This window comes from Janthinobacterium sp. GW821-FHT03C10 (genome assembly GCF_059420865.1).
Genome location: NZ_JBWKUN010000001.1, coordinates 1,102,520 through 1,123,233, shown reverse-complemented (window position 1 = coordinate 1,123,233; position 20,714 = coordinate 1,102,520). Strand labels below are relative to the sequence as shown.

The window sequence follows — 20,714 nt, the reverse complement described above, 5'->3', positions numbered from 1 at the left end:
GATTCAAAAATCGTAAAGATCATTGATGAGTAAACGTAGGCTACTGCGCGATGTGGAATTTTAAAAATATCAATTAAACTGGAGGAGTACGTGATAGACCAGCCTAAGGGGCCTGCACAAGAGGGACTTTTTTCAAATGCTCTATTTGATGTGGAGCATGCATTGGGAATGTATGCGTTCAACTCATGCACAATTTTCGCGGAAGATATCTATGATAAGAACATACTTGCTCCCTTAATGAGGGTCATTGAGTCGTGTCATATTTACATCATTGGGTATACTCCAGCAATAAGGTTTCTCGATGCTCGACAGGATAGCAATCAACTAGAAATGGACTTCTCCGTTGCAAATTTATCTCACACTATATCGATCAATCTTCCCCAAGGATTGTTGCTAAGGCAACGAGATGGATTTAGCATTCTTGAGGACGAATCTGGAAAGACGTTCTGGCCCAATGAGGATTTCTTAAAGCACAAAATTGAAGAAAAGGTAGGTATGCTGAAGTTCAATGTTAAGTATATCGGACAAGCATATGGAAAAGATGGTTCGCGAAATGCGATCGATCGGCTTTTGAAGCATGAGACGCTTCAAAAGATAGCTATTAAAGGTGTCCCCGAGGGATACAGGTTAACCATACTGATGCTGGCAATCCAGCCAAATAATCAGCTATTTACTGTTATGAATCCATTTGCGAAGAAGAAAGATGACGATGGAAAGAGAATCAGGGATGGAATTAGTAAGCTTTTTAATACAACGGAGCAGGAGAGAATTTCGCTGTATGAAGCTGCGCTTATTCGCTATTTCTATCCGGAATTTAATAAGGAATTCAAAGATAGTTTCCCCTCAACCAACTTGAAAATCCTGCAGGACTGCTATGAAAAAGATTTTGGCGGCGTGGTGGCCGAAATATGCATCGACGGACTCGCTTTTAGACTTTGCTCTGAAAAAGTGGAGCCGACGCCGCATCACATAGCGCGTCACAGTCTGCACAAAGTAGAAGAGCGAAAAATGTTCTTCGGTTTCTAGTAACAATAATATCGAAAAAAAAGACCTAATTAGGATGAGATCCTGTTAGGTTATAGGTTCGCAAAATTCATGCAAAAACGTGTATAGGAAAATCAATGACTTTTACATTGATTTTGAGAATGCCAAGATGATTTTTCAAAAATTCCTGCAAAAAAACCTAAGCTGAGAGTAAAACTCCGGGCGACGAGCTGCCAGCACGGCCCACCATTGCTTAAAGCCTTGCGGGTGCGGATCATCGACGTGGGGCTGCTCCATAGTAGCAAGTCAACCAATGCTGGCGTCTCCTCGAAACGTCGTCGGGGGAAACCAGAATCGTCGTCCTCGGTAGTAATCATGCGGGGACCTTCTATATTTCCTGAATATGTGCTTGCACTCATCCCCAAACCTCCTTGCGCTCGGCTCCAAGTACCGGACCCAGTTTAGCCAAACGTGACCATACTTTTGTCGGCGACTCATTGGATATCATGGCCGCCTCTTCGACCGCCATAACAACAATTTGCACCGGTGCCTCATCCAGAAAATGAAGCATCTGCGCCTCGTATCCGCGAGGAACCTCACCCGTGGAAAGAGCATGCTGGAGGGTTTCAACGCTCATCTCTTTTTTATAGCTGACGCTGCTGGTTTTGGCGGCCATCCATAGGCCATTCTTGCGCTTCCGGGCCGCTAACGACGGAACGTCGAAACTCAATCCGACGATGCCCATGATCTTGGTCAAGCGCTGAAAACTAAGATCCTTAATTGTCCCTGCTTCCAAGCGTTGTATGGTCTGGCGCGATAGATTTGCCAGATTAGCCAGGTGCTGTTGAGTCAGGCCAACCGCTTTGCGCCGCAGATAAATCTCTTGTCCGATCATGTGTATGCTCACAATTTCACCTCTTGAATGCACAATATATTGTACATCTTGCTGAAATATATGGCAGTCCTGCTATTCACGCCATTGCGAAGCGTTCATTCTGGCACAAACCGAAAACTGATCCGCCTAGCTAAGTGGTTCTTTGTCAAGAAGAGCCAGTCGATGTTTGTCGTTACCCTCGATCCGCGCTTTGCCTGCAGGACCGCGCACCGTCTGCCGCCGGTAGGTCAAGTCACGAAAAGACTGGTGGCCGTCGAGCGGTCGCTGGCTGGCCTAGTGTGGCATAGTTTTTAATTCATCGTGCCATTTACAAGATGAGCAACGTCGGTGAGTGAAGTGAGTATCCCACTGATGGCCATGTTTTTCATGTTCTGCTTGGTGTGGTCATCTTCGTAGGTTAACTTCGTTGAGCTGCTTTACTTTGGTCATTTTATGCATGGCTATTGTGAAGCCATACGTGCCAAGTTGTCCGATGATTTTTCTGTCAGGTCTTGACACGGCCATCAGGCGCACTTTGATAGTTCTGCCCGATGTACTTTCTGAAAGGGCGAATAGCATCCACCGTATCACCGATGATGTACACCATGGCTTGGGCTGCGACTTTGGAATTGAATTCCACAACAGTCGCCTTATCAACCTCGTGCCTGCCTGATGGGAACCGTTCGGAGTCGCAAATGATGTAAGCGACCCGTGGAGTAATCGGATAATAGAGATCGGCATACTCAGGTGGGGTAAATTTTTTATCAGAAACACAGGAATGCACGTTGACGATAGGTTGGTCGGACGTGATAAAAGGCACGCTAGTATCATTTATCAGCAATGCATGCCTCGCGTTCTGGCGCCCAATGTACAGGCTAAAACCCATGTTCATTCCATACATATAACTCAGGAACCACCACGTATGCTGCATAGCATTGGCGACTTCAATCTCAAGAGCACTTTGTCTAGACAGGACCCGCATTACACCATCTCGGAAAGTTTTTGTGCGGCAAATCTGGTGTCCGAAGAATGTCATGAACTCGAGCATATGCCGCTGATTTTGCAGCACATCAAGTTTCTCTTCAGCTAACGCGGCTAACACGGGAAGTGCCATTTTTTCATGGGCAGCATGGAGATTTTCCAATTGATTGCATTTCAACGCCTGGAGATATTGCTCAATTTGCAGATTCTGAGTGCCAGACTTGCCATAGATGAACTCAACCTGCTGTATCCTTAGAAAGTCATGAAGATATGACATGTGGTGTTGCTGCAAATGATCGGGGCTATTTCGTGAGAATCCTTTGATCACCTCAATATGCTTACTATTAAGCACGGTAATTTTATAGAAATAGTCGTCAACGGCAATGCCACGTACACTGACGTGCGCAAACTTTCCCGTTTTCGTGGTGTAGAAAACGTTCATCGTACCGCGGCCCCATCGGGCTAGATACTTCGCCCACACGTAATGTTGTCGTTTCTTGGCTTCGAGGTCTTTTCGCAACATGGTATCCATTCCGTTGGGCGTCGGCTTTTGGATTCATTTTACCAAGCTTCCTACCAGCCTAGGCGCCGGATCTGCTGTCGGTGACTATGTGCGTAAAATACGTGTTACATTTGCAGTACTTAATGTTTCTTTCCATTAACTTTATTTTCTATGTGGCATCGATCTATCGAAGAATGATGTGCGAATTTGTCCTGTGGTTGTTCAAGTTCCTTGCGTAGCTTGCTAATCGTGCATCCGGTCGACTTGAATAGAGTCAAAATTTTCGTTTAACGGAACAAAATTCACCTCACCATATTCGGATCCTAGGGCAAAATAGACCAAGAAATTTATGACTTATTTCACTCCGTAACTCTTCGAAGGGGCGGAGATCTGAACTTTTAGCCAATACGAGGTAGCCCAATGGAACATCCACTTCCTCCTGTTATGAGGTTAGATGCATTAAAGAGCGAGGTCCTAGACAAAGGGCCGTCGGCTGCTCTGCCATGTCACTTGTCCGATCACTGGTTAAACTGCGTGGCCGAAAGTTTAGAACAGGTGTTAGAAGTACAAACTAGTGAATCTGGGCAATATTTAGCAGGACCGTTAGCGCTGGTCGCTCACCTATTGCTCGGTCGTTCCTCACTGAGTGAATTTGAGGTCAGTGACACTCTTCTATATAAGTATCTTCGTACCTACTACGTAGAAGTGTCCATTGAAATTCTCAATCGCCGCACAAATGTTCGAATTAAATCAGCCACGTTACAGACAATTTTTACTGATCGAAAATTGACTTCAGTCCTTGTCCAGTGAGTCCGTCGGCTTGGGCCTGCTGGCATTTATAGATTTAATATTAATAGCGGAACAATACCGAGGTGCGAGTGGCTCCGTTGGCGGTCATAAAGGCTTTTGATTTGATCATGGATTATGGCTCGTGCATCGGCTCGGAAGGTGGAGAGTTGATGGTGCACTAGCCTGGGTATTAGTATTTTTTAGAAAGTGCGACACATTGAGTCTCATCAAATAAAAGGCTTGCAATTAATGATGTTTTGATATAGATACCATATATTAAGTGCACTTGAGGACCCCATTTGTCCATAGCGTTGATATGCACTTGGATTAAACATCAAAGGTTCGTACGCAGGGTTTGCTATCGTCCATCGTTGCTCGCATGATCCTCCTTGGCTCGCTTCTGCCAAACAGGCCACTATCATTGCGATTACTGTTTGCATCCTTGAATGGGCACAGCAGCCGTAGCTAAGACCGCGGCTGCCACGGCAGCTTGGGCAGCACCTGCCAATGCAGCCGGCATTGATCCAAGTTGGAGCTGGTTATCTGTCGCGCCATGCGCTCGATAACTTTGTTACGCTGCACGCCTGTGCGGCAGGCTCAAAATTCGTCTTTCCCTCTCGTTACGATGCGGCGCGGTTTATGTCCAATGCGACTTTGAATCGGGTGACGCAACTCGTGGTTGAGGGAGCGCAAGCCAAAGAGTTGTCGCTGCAGCCGTTCACTGTCAACGATTTGCGCCGCACTGGGTCGACGCTGTTGAACGAGATCGGCTTCAACCGGGACTGGGTCGAGAAGTGCCTAGCGCATGAGAGACGTTCCTCGCGGTCGGTCTACAACAAGGCTGAGTATGGCGAGCAGCGGCGCCACATGCCGCAAGAGTGGGCCAACATGATTGATGCCTGGGGCGATGGAAAGGTTTATGTGCCGAAGCTGATGCCTGAGAACGTGGTCGTTCCGGTAATGAGCGCAATAGCCTCAAAATAGCGGAATGGTTGTCTCTTGACAACCATTCCGATCACCCGCCATACTGGAAACCATTGATGGTCCGTCCTTTACATCCGAAGAAAGAGGTCGTGGAAGCTCTGAAGTACGCCGGAGAGTAGGAGTGGCGTATAGAGGTTGGTGGCAACCACGCTTTGGGGGGCATTTATTGCTCGTACAACGACGAGCAGTGCCGCTGCAGAGAGTTTTGCATCACCTCGATATGGAATACGCCCAAGAACCCCGATAATCACGCTCAAGCCTTGCGGCGCGTGGTGGATAATTGCACCACGCATCGTAAGCAGTATGAGACCGATGACGGAGCAAAGGAGTAGCACGATGGAATACACCTTCACTTTGAAATACCAGCTTGCCGATGATGATCACGGTTCGGATGTGCTGGTCGAACGCTTGGGCGAAGCTGGCTGCGACGATGCTTTGGTAGGCCTCGGGCAACCAGGGCGGTTGGCGCTGGAGTTCACCCGCGAGGCGACGGATGCGGACGAGGCTGTGCGTAGCGCGCTGGCAGATGTGCGCCGTGCCACGCCGTCGGCACGGCTGATCGAAGTGACACCAGATCTGGTAGGGCTGACCGACGTGGCAAACATCGTAGGGGTGTCGCGGCAGAACATGCGCAAGTTGATGTTGGCTCACCCGGGTAGTTTTCCTGCGCCAGTGCATGAAGGGAGTGCGTCGATCTGGCACTTGGCGGACGTGCTGACCTGGTTGCAGGCCAAGGGCAACTATGCATTGGACAAAGACGTTTTTGACGTGGCGCGGGTGGCCTTGCAGGTCAATGTGGCTAAAGAGGGGCGGCGCTTGCCACATTCTGCGTCCAAAGCGCTGGAAGCCTTGGTAGGATGACGCAGGTACGACAAGCCGATCATGAGTGACGACAATACTGGCACAACGCCGATAAAAATCGACAAACTTCGGGCATCAAAGGCAGGCCATGCCTTTCATGAAGCTTGGGCGGCGCGCACCGCCCTTGAACTCCTGCCACCGCTGACCGACCTTACAGCGATTACGCTTGAGGGTTTCGACGAGCAGGACGAGCAGAGTTTGGAAATCGGCGCGGTCGAGATTGCTGATCTTGTTCGGTATTATGGCGCCACGGATGTCGCACGGGCGCATCGAGTCGCGGTTGTCCAGTTCAAGTACTCGATCGCGAGCGCCTCAAAGGCAGTTCGAGCTGCTGACCTGGCTTCAACTCTCTGCAAGTTTGCCGTAACCGATGCTGAGCTGCGGGCGACCCATGGCGATGACCATGTTCTTGCCGTAGTCCGCTATGAATTCGCGACAAACAGACCTATCCACGAGAACTTGGGGAAAGCGATTTCTGCGTTCATCGCAGGCACGCAAGAATCCGGTGATATTGCTAGCCAAACAGGCCAGATCGCAGAAGCCATGAAAGGCTATCCTCATCCATTTGCTGACCTGCTGCGACGACTGGACTTGGTGGGCAGTAAGGGGAGCTTGACAGAGGCTGAGCGTGCAATTTCAACAACTCTTGCCGCATGGAGCGAACCAGGGGACCCTGATGCGGAGAAACGCCTGCTAAAGTTGCGGAACCTTATCAGGATCAAGGCCGGTCCCGGTAGCGAGACGGACAAACGAGTTGATCGGGTAGCGGTCCTGGCTGAGTTGGAAGTGGAGCACGAAGATCGGCTGTATCCCACGCCTGACGCGTTTCCCGAAGTTGAAATCGTCATTCAGCGCGAAGTCTTTGACGACATTGCAATTCTCGCCCGTGAAACGGGCCTTCCTCTCGTGGTCCATGCTGCGGGCGGGATGGGAAAGACGGTTTTGATGCAAGGCCTCGCCGACCGATTCCAAGCCGATGGTCCCGTGGTGCTCTTCGATGGTTTCGGCGCTGGTCGCTGGCGGGATCCTGCCGACGGCCGACATCTCCCGGAAAGAACGCTTGTCCACCTTGCCAACCTTATGGCCGGGCAAGGCCTGTGCGACATTCTATTGCCGGTAGTTGATGTGACGAGCTTGCTGAGAGCGTTCCGCAGACGGCTCGCCCAGTCGGTGGAGACAGCTAGGCAAACTCGCAGCGATGCATGTGTTTCGCTGGTACTCGACGCGATCGACCACGCTGGGCTTGCCGCGCGGGATACCGCGACATCATCGTTCGCACACCTTCTCATGCGTAGCATCAGCGTAGATCCGATCGATGGCGTACGCATCGTCGCATCGTGCCGAACCGAACGACTTGCGCTGGCAACCGGTGGTGCTTCGCACCGTCCTTACACCATCCCACTATTCACTAACTCCGAAGTACGCTCCCTTGTTGAGCGGCGCGTGCCGAATGTGTCGGCTCACGAGATCGCCGCTTTGCAGACTCGGTCAGGCCTTAACCCACGCTGTCTGGACAACCTGATTACCACTGGGCGACCGTTTGATCCCGTGTCTTTCCCAGACACACCAGCAGAGCCGCAAGATTTGCTAAACGTGCTGATTCGCAAGCGCCTTACCGAAGCGCGCGAAACTGCACGCGCTCGCGGCGCAAGCGATGCAGACATTGATCTCTTGCTCACAGGCATTGCCTTGCTGGCGCCCCCGGTCCCTATTGCAGAGCTGGCTGCCGCACACGGCTTGATCGCGGAGCAGGTTGAAAGTTTCGCTGCCGACCTCGCCCCTTTGCTTGAGCGAACGCCCCACGGTCTGATGTTTCGAGATGAACCGACCGAGACCCTGATCCGATCGAGCTATGGCGCGAGCCAAGTTGACCGAGACCGCGTAATCGCCACACTCCAAGAACGCCAACTCACTTCAAACTATGCAGCTCGGGCACTGCCTGCGTTGCTCACCTCCCTGTGCGATGTCGATCAGCTCATTCAACTGGCCTATGATCTGCGTGTGCCACGAGGCGCTTCACAGGTAAGCGCACGCGATATCCGTCTATCGCGGATCACCGCCGCGATAGCTTTGGCGGGAGAGCTGAGCCGGCGCGACGACCTTCTGCGCCTGCTGTTGGAAGCGTCACTCGTTGCCGCGGGACATGAGCGATCTGACCGCTTCCTTTACGAACACCCTGACCTCACCGCAATAGCGGGTGACCCCGAAGCCTTGCGGCGGCTTTCCGCGACCAATGCTGGCTGGCCTGGGGGGAAACACGCCGCGCTTGCACTCGCGAACGCCTTCGCAGGCGACCGAGACGAGGCCCGCCGCCACGCACGGCGATCAATCGATTGGCACAATTGGGCCGCGTATAGTAAACGCAGAGAGCGTTTTAGCGGATCGAGTGCATCAAGGCAGTGGGACGATATTGGCTTCGCCTATGTCGAGATGTTGGCGGGTAATGACGTGCGCGTTGCAGAGTTTTTCGCTCGTCAAGACGACGGTGTGGCTTTCGCCAAGTTTATGGATTTGTTCGATCTTCTGGATCGACACCAGCGTTCGGCGCATCCGCCCAAAACCCGCATCGGAATGCGGTTGTTGCGTTGCCGTCTGCCATCTCGCGCGCTCTACGCTGCCGCGTTTTCATTCGTTGGTCGTGACCCAACCTACGCCAGAGGACTTGTCGCGGCACTTGCTGCAGCACCTTCTGCGAATGGCAAAAGCGAAGGCTTGGCGATGGCTAGTGTGCTGGCATCGGCACTGGCCATAGAGCTCGGCATGGAGAAAGAGGCAGTAAGCATCCTCGCTGGAACTGCACTTACACCGCCAAGCGTTTATGACTATTCCAGTCACTATCCGAGCGACCGCGCGATCCATGTGACCGTACTGGCTGCCGGTGTTCGAGCCGCTTTGAGCCGGAAGCGCGCCGCCCTAATTGACATAGCACCAGCGGAATTAATCGAGTTGGTGCCTGCAAGTGCTCGATCGCGGGGCGCTGCGACCTTCAGTCGGGTGCTTAACCAGAAGCTAGTGGCTCCGAAATTCGATGGAACTCGGCACCGACGGAAGCGGCGGTGTGGTCTCGACGAGGAAAAACGCTCAGACTACTCGCGTGCGCTGGGCGGCCGGATTCTTCCGATGCTGAACTATGCTCAGGATGTCGCCGACATCATTCGTCCGCCGATTGGAACGACACGAGATGAGATGGTTGTTGCAGCGTTCGAACGACTTATCTGTGATGTCGAGCAATCGTCCAACTATCCGTATCGTGATGGGATGGCGTATCTCGCACGGAACGGTTTTCGAGTGATTTTTGATCTTGCCGATGCGTTAGGTGCGTTCAATGCCTCGCTTGCGAAACGCATGGTCGACTGGATCGCGAGTGCGCCAGGCCTATTCACCCCGGAGCTGACCAATTCGGTTGCTCGACTATCGCGCATCTCCCCGTGCCATGATGCTGCGCTCCTTCTTGCCGGTCATGTCGAGCGTAAGATCCAGCTCGATACCGATGTCGGATCTAGAATTTCATCCTACGGTGATCTCGCTCGCGCAGTCTGGCGAGTAAGCACTGAAGAGGCTGCGGCCTATTTTCGTCGTGCGCTTGATCTTGCCGAGGCAATTGGATCGGATGATTTTGATCGTACCAACCACTTGTTGGAGCTGACCGGCCGCTATTCGGGTCCTGAACTGCAGCCGGCGTCGGCGCACACCATGGCGCGTATCCTTGAGCTGAATCAGAACGAGGATGGCAAATTCCCTTGGACTGAATACGCGAAAACGATGGTACCGACTGCTGGTCGAGCGACGTTGGCTACGCTGGCACGACTGGACGATCGTGACGCGGCTCGGCTCGGACTGTCACTCGGTCCGGCGTTAACTATCCTCGTTCGTGATTCGAAGCTTTCGGTGGAAGCTGCCGTCGCGCTATTCGGCTTGGCTGCTCCAGTCGAAACGTGGACGTGGCACATATCAGACTTCGCGTCAGAAGTCATTCGCCGTCTACCTCAAAAGCGATGGGAATGGTTCTTCGATCTCCTTCTGACCGAGATCGATCGTGAGGATCAACTGTCTCCCGCACGAGAGACCATCCAGCGGCTACATGACCTATGTGAGCAGGGTCTTCCTGCCGCTTCTCATGCGCTATTACGAATCGAGGGCCTGCTTGCGCGCCTCGGCCCCCAATCAGAATCGCGAACAGTCATGCCTCCGTCAGCTGCGGCGGAGCCGCCGCCCGTCTTTCCAGTAGACCTCACGGACGCTGATGACATTGATCGTCAGATCCTTAATGAAGAAATTGACCAGTCAGGGCGGCGTTGGCCAGTTCGAACACTAATCGATTTGGCTAAGCAAGCGAACTCTCCCACCGAGCGCCTTGGGTTCGTCCGCGCAGTCGTTGAAACAACGGCCGCCACGCTTGTTGACAAAATCCACGCATTGGACGGCTACCTAGAGGAGTGGGGGAGGTCGTCAGCGGCTATGCGTGATGCTTTGCCTGACTTGGGGCTGCGCCTGGCCACCAAGCATGCCTCCGAACTTGCCAGTTCAAGCAACGACGCGTGGGGCGGCTGGCGGGGGCTGGAGCTGAGTTTTCATGCCAAACGGGCCACCCTTGTCGAGCATGTAGTTGCAGCGCTTCGGAGTACCGCAGACAGTCTTGGTGGTAATGCTTGGCTCGCGCTCGCCGCAAGACTGGCACCTGACGTCAGTGCCAGTGCTATCGCGGAAGGCCTCGAACGGTTTCTGGCGAACACAGATGAAAAGCTGCCGTCTGAAGTTGGTGACGGACCGTGGAACGTGCGTTTTAAAGTGCCGCCCGATGAGGCAACATTTGTAGCGGGATTAGTGTGGGCGAGGCTGGGCCACCCCGTCGCAGCAATGCGGTGGCGTGCCGCCCATGCTGTTCGGCGCTTGATGACGGCTGGACGATCGGATGTGATTGATAGGCTGATTGACCGCTTTGGGGCAGCTTCGAATTTGCCTTTCGGCGATGCGAAGCTGCCTTTCTACGTAATGCATGCGCAGCTCTGGTTGTTGATGGCGCTCGCCCGCGTAGCGAAAGACGCCGCTACCGTATTTATCCCCCATCGCGCATTTTTTGAACGGATCGTCTGTTCTACTGAGTTCCCGCACGTTGTCATGCGTGCGTTCGCGATAGACATACTTCGCGTGCTTGCGCCTGCACTCAGACCCGAAGAGCGCGAAGCTATGCTTGCTAAGCTTGGCTCCGCAAACCAGTCGCCCTTCCCATCGGTGCCTGGAACCGACTATCGCGAGTTCCGGTACGCAGCCAGGCCAGACTCCTTGCCGCGAGCAGAAGATGGCTTTCGCCTCGACTACGACTTCAACAAATATCAGGTCGAGCGTTTGTGCCACGTCTTCGCTTGTCCAGGCTGGGAGGTGGAAGACCGCATCAATGCGTGGGTGCGGCGTTGGGACGCAACCGTGCGAGGAATGCACGATTGCCCGCGTAGCAGAAGCAATGACGAATCCTGGTCTTCGGGGTATGTTCCAGACCGAGATCGGTATGGAGGATATCTCGGATGGCATGCACTTATGCTTGTTGCCGGCGAGTTGCTGGCAACACAGGCAATTGTCGGTGAGGACTGGAACGGCGATGCTTGGGCCGCGTTCCTGAGGGAATACACACTATCAAGAAACGATGGCCTCTGGCTTGCCGATCTCACCGATCCGTTTCCGCTCGACCTTACCAAGGAGGTGGACATGCCTATGCCGGAGAGTGGCGAGAGAAGCACCGTCCGCGAGGACAGTAATCTGCTAACACCGTTGCTCGGTTTGCAGGACGGCAAGGTGGTAGCCGACTGGCTTCAGATTGCGGGACGTTGGTCGATCGGGAGAGACACAACTGTCACGCTTCAAAGCGTAGTGGCGAATGCGAGTGATGCGCGAGCGGTGGTCATGACGGTGCTGTCATCTGAAGCATTCTTCAGATGGTTGCCTGACGACGAAGATGAGATTGTCAGTCACTTCGGCGGCGGCCACACGGTTCAGCCATGGGTGGAGACGACGCCGAACACCGAGCACCAACTTGATCGGCATGATCCTTATGGCGCCGCCACGGCACTCGACAGGCCTTTTCCGTCACAGTGGACGAGAGACCTGTTGGGTACAAGTGCGGATGATCAGGTGAGCCGCCGCTGGTCAATTGACGGGAGAACAGCGTATCGTGCCGAAGCCTGGGGCGCCGAGGGTGGACGGGGTGACTATGCTTGGAGCGAGACTGGATACCGCTTGTTCATCAGTCGTGGCGAATTGCTTTCCCTGCTCAAGGTATCCGAGCGTAGCCTTGTCATCGTACTCACGCTCCAAAAATACCATAGAGGTAAGTCGAGCGGGCGTGTTGGAGACACCAGCTGCTTTAGTCATCGTTCGCTGGTGGTCGTCATTGATGAGCGAGGCCAAATTTGGTCGCCGCGAGGACTTTCTCGACAAGCCAAAGAAACTCTTGCAAAGATCGAGGCTGACCGACGGCGCGATTTGTATCCGCGGTTCCGTGCGATCGCCGGCCTGCCTGATGAAAGGCTATCTCGGCGCACCGATCCACCGTTTAGCGAGGACTAGTATCGATTAGTCATCGAACGTCTATGGCCCGGATTTTCCTGATCCCTACCTGGGTTACCTACAACGCGGGAGCATTTTCATTCTCCGACGGGAGGAAGGATTCGCTATGGTTCGAGATGGATCGGAATACCCTTTCAACTGCGGTGCAGACCTGATGTTTATATACATACTTCCGGAATTTCAGGGGGGCGGCATTGGTCAAAAGCTCGTGGAGCAAGTAAAGAAACACTTCAATTTTCGGGTACCGATTGAACTTACCTGCGAAACCTCGCGTCGACGAGAATTCTTTGAACGCTCCGATTTTATCGTCGCGAAATATCATCAGGACTATGATATGTATCATATGAAGTGGATTCCTGAGTAGCACCGATATTCAAGAATTTGACGTCCCTTGATGCCACCGTACTGGCAGGTATTTGAACAATACACGGGATGCTCATAGTCCAGTTTATCAAAGTAGCGGACGCGGAAAATTTTGTAATTTCATCAGCTATGATGAAGAAACCAAGATTGCATATGCGATGAATGGTATTTCATTCCGTGGCAGTTTTAGCAGAAGAGTGTCGGAGATTCGATGTTGTAGAGGACTTCGCAACTTGGTAGAGTTAAAAAAAATTCACCAGATACACTTTGAGGAATACAGCGGAGCAATGGCCTGGACCATAGTTCGCCTTAGCATGGATGTGCCATTGGATCAAGTTTAGTGGGACAAAATAATGGTGCTTTACTATCAATCCTTACAAGTATATCTGGACGTTAGGTAAGAAGAATAGACGAGGAAAAAGAATGTACGATGTAGTTGGATATCGTATCCTGTAGGTCTCTGATAGGCTATTGTTATGAAAAATTTTTAAGAAAAATATATGGATTTTATTGATAGTTTAACTGAGTTTAAGTTCATGTCCTCATTTTATTTGACCAGAGTGCTCATACTTGATGGGAATAAATCGGCCGAAAAGCAGACAGGTTTGGTTATTTACAATCGTCTTCGAGATGAATGCGCATACGGCAGCTTCAAAAAAGTAGAACTTAAACACGAATTTGTTGAAAGCCGCGAAAAACTACTTCAGCAATTGAAAATGTTAAAAAATGAAGTGGTTCCAAATATGGGTTTTATTCTTCATTTGGAATTTCATGGCGACAAAAATGGTCTTGAAGTTGGAAATGATTCTGAACGTGTCGAGTGGTGTGAGTTGCAGTCGTTACTTGCCGAAATAAATTTGAAAACTCGGTGTAATCTGGGACTTGTCTTTGCAGGATGTAACGGTTTTGGTTCATTTAAAGTAGCTGATATCGCGGAGCCAGTTGCTTTTTATTTCCAATTGGCACATGCGGGCGTAATTAGTGCTGGCTTATTAGAAAATAGCTTAATAAAGTTTTATAATGCCATCATTTCGGATAGAAATTTACAATCTGCATCGGAAGCCGCTAAGCCATTTCAGATGAAATATGCTGAATCGATTTTTGTCAATTTGCAAGATTTAGTTTGTCGTAGTGCATCTCCTGCGGCTATAAAGAAAGACTACGTTGAAACTACGTTGAGTAAGCTGCTCGAGATTGAGAACATTCGTGATGCCATCTCCGTGGCAGAAGCCAGGAATATTATTAAAAAAAATTACGTGTCATATGAAAACTGGATTAGCAATAATATAAAAATGAATTTAAATTTCTTCTGCGGACGAGCACCTGCCTATACAGTAGATCAATTGACTAAATGGATCTCGGATAGGGCAAAATCTGCGTGATTTTTTGCTTCGGCAAACATCTTTCTCCACAGACATATCTATGGTGTATTTTCCATTTTCACCAGTTGCGTACGTGCACTTCTGAGGGTAACGAGATATATAGTGTTGATGCTAGTGTTGATGCTTAGTGTCGCGATAATAACTATTCAATCAGTCGATCACGGATCGGTTAAGCAATACCCATGCATGGGCGATGGAGAACCAGATTGACATATATTGTCGTGAAGCCTAACATTAGAACATGATGATCTTTTCGGATCACCAAGTGCAAGTTGCTCCGCTTCCTTGCACGTGCCCAGCGCACGGGAATTTCCCTCGATGTCAAGAGCACTCCGCTCTTAGCCTTCCATTCTCGTTTGCACATTGCTGCCCATCTTGGCGGATGAGTGGTTGCGTGCTTCCATTGTTCAATCTGGCCACTTCTTGTAGCTATTTTTTTTAGGAGTTCAACATGAAAAAAGGATCCAACTATTGCGACAATGTCGCTAAAAAATTGATTACCCTCCTTGAACGGGGCACTGCTCCATGGTAGAAGCCTTGGATTCCATCTTCACTTAGCACAGCACCGTATAACATTGCTTCTGGGCGAAGGTAGCTGTAGCGACCTGCATTTGAAACGGGCCGTGCCAGCATTTCAGCCGATTCTCGGCCAGGAATAACTTGTAGTAAACGCGACCGGATCTGACCGTTACCTTTGCGGTCGGGCGAGTAGGCGAACCCCACGGCTGGCGGCGTGGTGTCGCTGGCAGGTCGATCATCGCGCACATAGGTCCATATTCATAGCGGCAATATCAACGATTGATCAACAGAGTTCAAAACGCGCCACTCGTCGAACCGCCGACTTGGCGGCTTGGTATCTGAATCTGTAGTGGGTGTTGAATGCTGTGGTTAGTGCCTGGTTGACTTTTTGATACTGCCTTTGCTCCTGCCAGCCTCTAGCGAAACGGCATCGTTCGTAATTTTTGTGTCCTTCGGGACAGGAATAAGGCGGTTGCTCTTAATTCTAGCCAGTGTCCGCGTTCACGGTGGGTACAACAATAATTACCAGCACGAGAGCCAAAGCCCCCTCATTGGCGAAGTAATTATTTAAAATTTCTTATTGACAATTTTACGTTATAATCAAAATTAGATATTTTATTGTCGAGTATTATGTGTTGCCGTGTTTTCAATACTTCCGAATCGCTATAAATCACACCTTGAATGAATCACGACCTTGGTAGCATCGAATCCTTAATCGATACTCATTTCGATCAAAACCTGCTGCTTAGACTTCCGTTTGGCGTCCTGTTCAATTTCATATCCGAGCTGGCGACGATCCAATTTATAGAAAACGGTCACCTCGACATCAGTTTCTTGAATCCTCTAACGTTCGTGTTCGAGCGCAATCTGGATTTGACCCCGTTGAGTCCGAAGGACTGCCGACAGCGCTTCGGCGAGGTCGAGGCACTCCATCCGGCTTTGTTAGATTTGATGATGTGCGCTAATCTAAACATTGTTTTTCCTTTCATACACAACGGGATCTATACTTGCCAGCGGTTCGATGCGTACACTTGGTTGGTCGATTATGCTTCAGACAGGGCGCGCCGCGTCGAGTTGGTCGATTCGGTTCTTTCGAACCTGAGCACGCCTATCATTCCGCGATTTACAGTACCTGGCACGCGCGAGCATTTGGTTGCCGTAATACGGCGCCTAGATCGTCGTGATGTACAGAATGTCATTAAGGGTGCACAGTATATTCAGCGAATATACGAGACGATGCATCATAACTATCGCGAAGCGGACCTGGTTCCGGACGCTGCCTTCATCGAATTAGGATTTTCGAGTGCCGCTGCGTTTCGGCAGATCAGACAAGCGTTCGGCGCGATTTGTTACGCGTATATGCAGACAGCGATGGCGGTAAATGATTACTGCGAACAACACAAGCTCAGCTATGAGATCAAATATGGGCTTGCCGAGGGGCTCAGCATGGCTGTGGTCGCAAAACAAACTATCAAAGAGACCGTGTCGTGCCTAACAGGCGCTAGCGATTCCGATTTCGACAAGTTTGGCGAGTTCTTTTTCGAAAGCGGGGAGAAACGATCGACTATCAGCAAGCGCTCCTTGCCGCCATTCTGGTCGCTGGGCGACGATTTGTATTTTTGTCCCTGCATGGCTTTCATGAGCATGTCAGTTCGAAACCTTTTGATGACGGTCCAGAATCATCCTCCGTTTGCAGAAAAATACAAATTTCACGGACCGATTTCGGACCTGTTCGAGCCGACGCTTTTGCGACGCGCAAAGCATCACTTCGAAGCGAACGGCTATGAAGTGGTACTCGAAAAGAAGATTCCCGGAACCGAAATTGACATGCTCGTGTATTGCGCGAAGTCCAACACGTTACTGACGATACAGGCTAAAGCGACACTGTATCCGGAAGGTGCAAGAATGGTCAGAAATCTGGACCGACGGATCGGCGAAGGCATACAACAACTTCGAAAATTTGACCGATTGGATCAGTCGGTCAAAGTTCGAATTATTAACGAGTGTTTCCCTGGAGTGGGTGATAGGCAGCCTCGGCAGATCAACGGTATCCTCACTAACGCGGGTTTCGGATCGTGTAAATCTTGGGATGCCATGGAGCTGGAACAAATCATTGCGATTAATTGTAATATCTTACGCCACGTACTCCCGCTGTGCGCTGATCTGACGGAGTTGGTTGAGCAAACTGAAAAATACATCGAGAGATGCCTGGCGCTGGTGGACCACGAAGTTAAAGACAAGCGCTTTGAGATCGGTGATCAGACCATTTTGCAAAAAAACCTCGATTTCGACATTAAGCAGCTTTACCTTCAAAATCTCATGGGCGAATAATTCCGTTGCACATCGGGGCTAAAGATCGCGCCACGCTGGCCAGGGAACTTTCGGGGAGCTCACTGTTTTCGCATGTAGTAGAAGAGGTCTGGTTACTGTCGGCCGCGTCTGTCGGGCCTGAAGTCAAAGACGTACTGAAGTCCGCAGCCAACCATGGAATGAATCGTTGTGACTAAACGACAAGAAAATCGCGCTCTATAGGTACCCGTACTGGCCGGCGGCCAGCAAAATGAAATGGAGCATAGGATGAATCAAGCACCTTGTTTTGGACAGAGCGCAACAAGCGTGAAAGAGTGGCTGAAGGAGCATGTTCAAGTTGGAGCGAAAGTAGTCGTTCGTCATACTCAAGGCAGTCGCCTCCAGTATGTGTGTGCGACGGTCGTTCGTTTGGGGAAAGGTCGGTTTGAAGTTGATTCAATCGGTGAGAGAAGTTTAAGCCCCGCTGGTACCAGCTTCTACTATTCAGGAAAAAATTGCTGGCATCCCAAAGGGCAAACAAGGCTGATAGCTAGCACACAGCCCGTTCTTGACGCTACTCAGGGAGCCGGACTCTACGAATGTCCGTATGCGACCACAACCGTGTAGGAAACCGCAAGATGATGTCAACGACTAAACCGGAATCCCATTTGTTGAGCATCGTGGAGGTATCGCACGCTAATAGAATAAGGTGCCAGGCAGACGGATGCGGTCATTCAGTATTCAAACGTATACACGTCGTCCTTGATAATGGCAAATTCCATGTCTTGGGATCACGATGTTTTGCAAAGCTATATTGTGGGCTGGGTACAGCGGTACCGCCTTATTATGGTGGTGGCGATGCAAGACCACTTACAGACGACGAACGAGCCCTGTTGGTAGAAAACACCGCTCTATTCATTGAACAGCTTGAACGCGAACGTATCGAGAACGAACGTGCTGCGGCGGTTCTTGAAGCGGAACGACAGCAGAATGAGCGTATTGCTGCGGCTCTTGAAGCGGAACGACAGCAGAATGAGCGTATTGCTGCGGCTCTTGAAGCAGAACAAGAGCAGACTGAGCGCGAAATGATTGCTTCTCTACAAAAAGATACAACGCGGATCTATGATGTTGATCCCGCTTTCACGTCAAGTAAGTATCGGTATATTTGGAGTTCCAGTTGGTGGAAGTCTAGTGGTGCGCTTTTGGAAAATGTAAGAGCAGTTCTGCGTCGGTCAATGCATGTTGATGTAATTTATAGGGCCATCGTAGAAGCAGTTCGACAGCCGACGATCACACCAATCGAATTTGCATTTCGTCTTAAAGCTGCTGGGGTTCCTAGTGATGTGACATTGCAGTGTTTGTACGATCTAAAGTTGGTTGTGCGTGGAAAAACGGTATAAACCGTTTTAATTGATTGATCCTAATAGGGGCGGAAGCCATGTATTTGCATTCCGAAGACCCAAAACCTAAAGCGGTGTTCATTTGGGCAATGCCAGGCACGATTGAAACCGATGCAGAGTTTTTTGCTCGGTTAGAGAGTTTAGGCGAAGCGGTGGTTTGAGCAGAAGTCAAGAACAGTGCATCTGCTTACCGTCGCAGCGATAAGTGGCGTTGGTTGCACGAAAAAGAGCTTGCTCGGAAAGTCTCAACTGTTGAGTCAGTAAGGGACTCAGCTGAGGCCGCATAGAGCTTCGCACCATGGGCGATATGGTCCGTAGTGATCGCGATTGTGGCCCTAATTGTGGCCGTGTAAAAATAGGGAAAACGCCCAGCAGCATCCGAGCGTACTGCTGCCATTGAAAAAGCCTTGTCAGCAATTGCCTTGGCAAGAGGTAGGAGGCTTGACGAAAGACTACCACCAGCTTTTGAAGGTGAACACATCGGTTTTCAAACATATGAGCATGAGAGGGAAAAAGGCTCGCTCCTGCTTTCAGAGTCTAAGTTCTGGGATTTTTTCCTTAAGAGCGCCATGCGATTGAAACATGTGAAAAATTAACCTAACTTAACCTCGCCGCCTGGCTACGTGTTGTGATGCAACCAGCAATGTTTTGACCATTTGGTGCTGCGCGAATAACCATAAACAAATAACACATGAGCTATAATTAGCAATTGCTCGAATTCAACGTTCTAGCTTATTGAGCTGACTTTGTAGTCTTGAGGAAAACTCGCTAAGCTGATTCACCACTCTTCCAAAAAGGGAGTACCTACCTTTGGGCCGCCTATTTGCTGTGTTCAACGTCATTGCTGGTGGCGCCTCAATCATCGGCTTATATTTAACCGCGTTCACCGACTATAACTCATGGATTCTTGCAGTGCTCTTTGTAGCCACTGCGGTCTTTGTAGGCTATGTCCTGTTTGTCCCAGGTAATCGCATTGAGGAAAATGTGTCCGCGAAGCTTCAGAAATACCAATCGTCTGATGGAATTGGGACCGTAACAATGCTCCGCGATGAGTTTGTCGTCGCTGGCTACTCGTGGAAAGAAATTCCATTCCCTCATCCGTTCAAGGAGCCCCCCCCAAGTGGAGCTCGTAAAGCTGTCCGGGTCTATTTATACTGCCCACTTGGTGGGAGAGGTTACGGTACACAAATTTGTAGTCATTTCGCATCCCAAGACGAGCTCCACATACGACGCACGGTACCGATGGATTGCCACGGGAACGCTGCTTTCAAGGGTCGAAGACAAAAAGGCGGCCTAATCTACCATTGAGCGACAGTACTGCGGCCTTCGGCCACTTTCAACCGGTCGCATGCGTTTGCCATCGGCTTTCTCTGCGTTTAAGCACCGTGCGCAGCGGCGAGTGGGCTGATTGCGAACGCGCCAAAGCGCCAATTATTAATTACGTCAGGCAGAGAAAACTTTGACTTTTCTTATCGACCAGCATACACAGACTCAAATTGCAGCGCTCATCGACCGAGCTGTGGAGCAGGTTCTTGGTGAAATTGCGAGCCACGGAAACGAAGAGGCCTTGACGTCCGCATTAGGACACGCGTTGATGCAACAGCGAATTCATGGGGCCAATCTGCGTGTGGACTTCAAGTACCGACAGCATAACAAGCACACAGAGGAAAGTCATTCCGGCGCAGACGGTGGCTTTCTTGTTCGAATTAAAACTCCGATTGGCACTGTGGAAAAAGCGTCTCTGTTCCAGGCTAAGTTGCTTGGAGGGGGCCAGGATGTACGTTCGCTCGCTATGTCCAAGAAGGACGCAATACGCTTGCAGAAGCAGTCGAAAGATATGTTGAGTCACACTGAAGAGGCTGTCGCCGTGTTCTACACACATAAGAACATCTACGTTGTTGACGCTGGAGATTATAGTGGCACTTTACCTTCCAAAACACCACTTTCGCAGGAGCATCGCTTAATTACGCTTGGTACGTATTTAGGACGATGGATGCCACGATGTACGAAGGGCGACATTGACCCAAACTTTGTGAAGCGAGCAAGGCATGTAGACGGTTTCAGGAACGGACTATCTTTGGATATCGTTTCGCAACGCCCATCTGTGCCTTGGGAACATGACCAAGCGGAACATGCGTGGCGGAATAAACGTTAGCCGGCTATGCGTCGATTTCGACCAATACTGACGAAATTTCAGGTCGTACGAGGGTTTGGGCCCCACTTAA

At 50.7% G+C, this 20,714-nt stretch carries 11 protein-coding genes and 2 pseudogenes; 10 read left to right on the top strand and 3 right to left on the bottom strand.

The genetic code is table 11. The annotated features are described in order from the left end of the window. Window positions 1–90 precede the first annotated feature (90 nt). A complete protein-coding gene (locus AC07VH_RS04785; RefSeq protein ID WP_254671545.1) occupies window positions 91–1,026 on the top strand; it encodes a hypothetical protein in 936 nt (311 codons plus the stop codon). Window positions 1,027–1,118: 92 nt separating this feature from the next. Here AC07VH_RS04785 and AC07VH_RS04780 read toward each other — a convergent pair whose 3' ends face one another. From AC07VH_RS04780 to AC07VH_RS04770, 3 genes are all read right to left on the bottom strand, one after another. Next, window positions 1,119–1,361 carry a hypothetical protein gene (locus AC07VH_RS04780; RefSeq protein ID WP_139143353.1) on the bottom strand — a complete coding sequence of 81 codons (243 nt, stop codon included), beginning with the start codon at window positions 1,359–1,361 and terminating at the stop codon, window positions 1,119–1,121. 38 nt (window positions 1,362–1,399) lie between these two features. After that, window positions 1,400–1,879 (bottom strand): helix-turn-helix transcriptional regulator, encoded by a 480-nt coding sequence (locus AC07VH_RS04775; RefSeq protein ID WP_083292657.1) that lies wholly within the window; start codon window positions 1,877–1,879, stop codon window positions 1,400–1,402. Window positions 1,880–2,363: 484 nt separating this feature from the next. After that, window positions 2,364–3,362 (bottom strand): DUF4238 domain-containing protein, encoded by a 999-nt coding sequence (locus AC07VH_RS04770; RefSeq protein WP_494786959.1) that lies wholly within the window; start codon window positions 3,360–3,362, stop codon window positions 2,364–2,366. 1,308 nt (window positions 3,363–4,670) lie between these two features. Here AC07VH_RS04770 and AC07VH_RS04765 point away from each other — a divergent pair. From AC07VH_RS04765 to AC07VH_RS04725, 9 genes and pseudogenes are all read left to right on the top strand, one after another. Further along, window positions 4,671–5,114, top strand: a pseudogene (locus tag AC07VH_RS04765) (tyrosine-type recombinase/integrase); the annotation flags it as partial. Between the two features lie 56 nt (window positions 5,115–5,170). Then, a pseudogene (locus AC07VH_RS04760) lies at window positions 5,171–5,446 on the top strand (hypothetical protein). Window positions 5,447–5,450: 4 nt separating this feature from the next. Next, entirely contained in the window at window positions 5,451–5,975 is a 525-nt protein-coding gene (locus tag AC07VH_RS04755) for a helix-turn-helix transcriptional regulator (RefSeq protein WP_070302816.1), read from the top strand. A gap of 21 nt (window positions 5,976–5,996) precedes the next feature. Next, a complete protein-coding gene (locus AC07VH_RS04750) occupies window positions 5,997–12,536 on the top strand; it encodes a hypothetical protein (protein WP_494786958.1) in 6,540 nt (2,179 codons plus the stop codon). A gap of 49 nt (window positions 12,537–12,585) precedes the next feature. Then, the gene (locus AC07VH_RS04745; RefSeq protein WP_368072921.1) at window positions 12,586–12,900 is read left to right on the top strand and encodes a GNAT family N-acetyltransferase; all 315 of its coding nucleotides are present in this window, start codon (window positions 12,586–12,588) and stop codon (window positions 12,898–12,900) included. Window positions 12,901–13,399: 499 nt separating this feature from the next. Beyond that, a complete protein-coding gene (locus AC07VH_RS04740; RefSeq protein ID WP_494786957.1) occupies window positions 13,400–14,281 on the top strand; it encodes a hypothetical protein in 882 nt (293 codons plus the stop codon). Between the two features lie 1,200 nt (window positions 14,282–15,481). Beyond that, the gene (locus tag AC07VH_RS04735) at window positions 15,482–17,131 is read left to right on the top strand and encodes a hypothetical protein (protein WP_070302774.1); all 1,650 of its coding nucleotides are present in this window, start codon (window positions 15,482–15,484) and stop codon (window positions 17,129–17,131) included. 851 nt (window positions 17,132–17,982) lie between these two features. Then, the gene (locus AC07VH_RS04730; RefSeq protein ID WP_494804021.1) at window positions 17,983–18,489 is read left to right on the top strand and encodes a hypothetical protein; all 507 of its coding nucleotides are present in this window, start codon (window positions 17,983–17,985) and stop codon (window positions 18,487–18,489) included. Between the two features lie 1,459 nt (window positions 18,490–19,948). Further along, the gene (locus AC07VH_RS04725) at window positions 19,949–20,644 is read left to right on the top strand and encodes a hypothetical protein (RefSeq protein WP_139143349.1); all 696 of its coding nucleotides are present in this window, start codon (window positions 19,949–19,951) and stop codon (window positions 20,642–20,644) included. Window positions 20,645–20,714 lie beyond the last annotated feature (70 nt).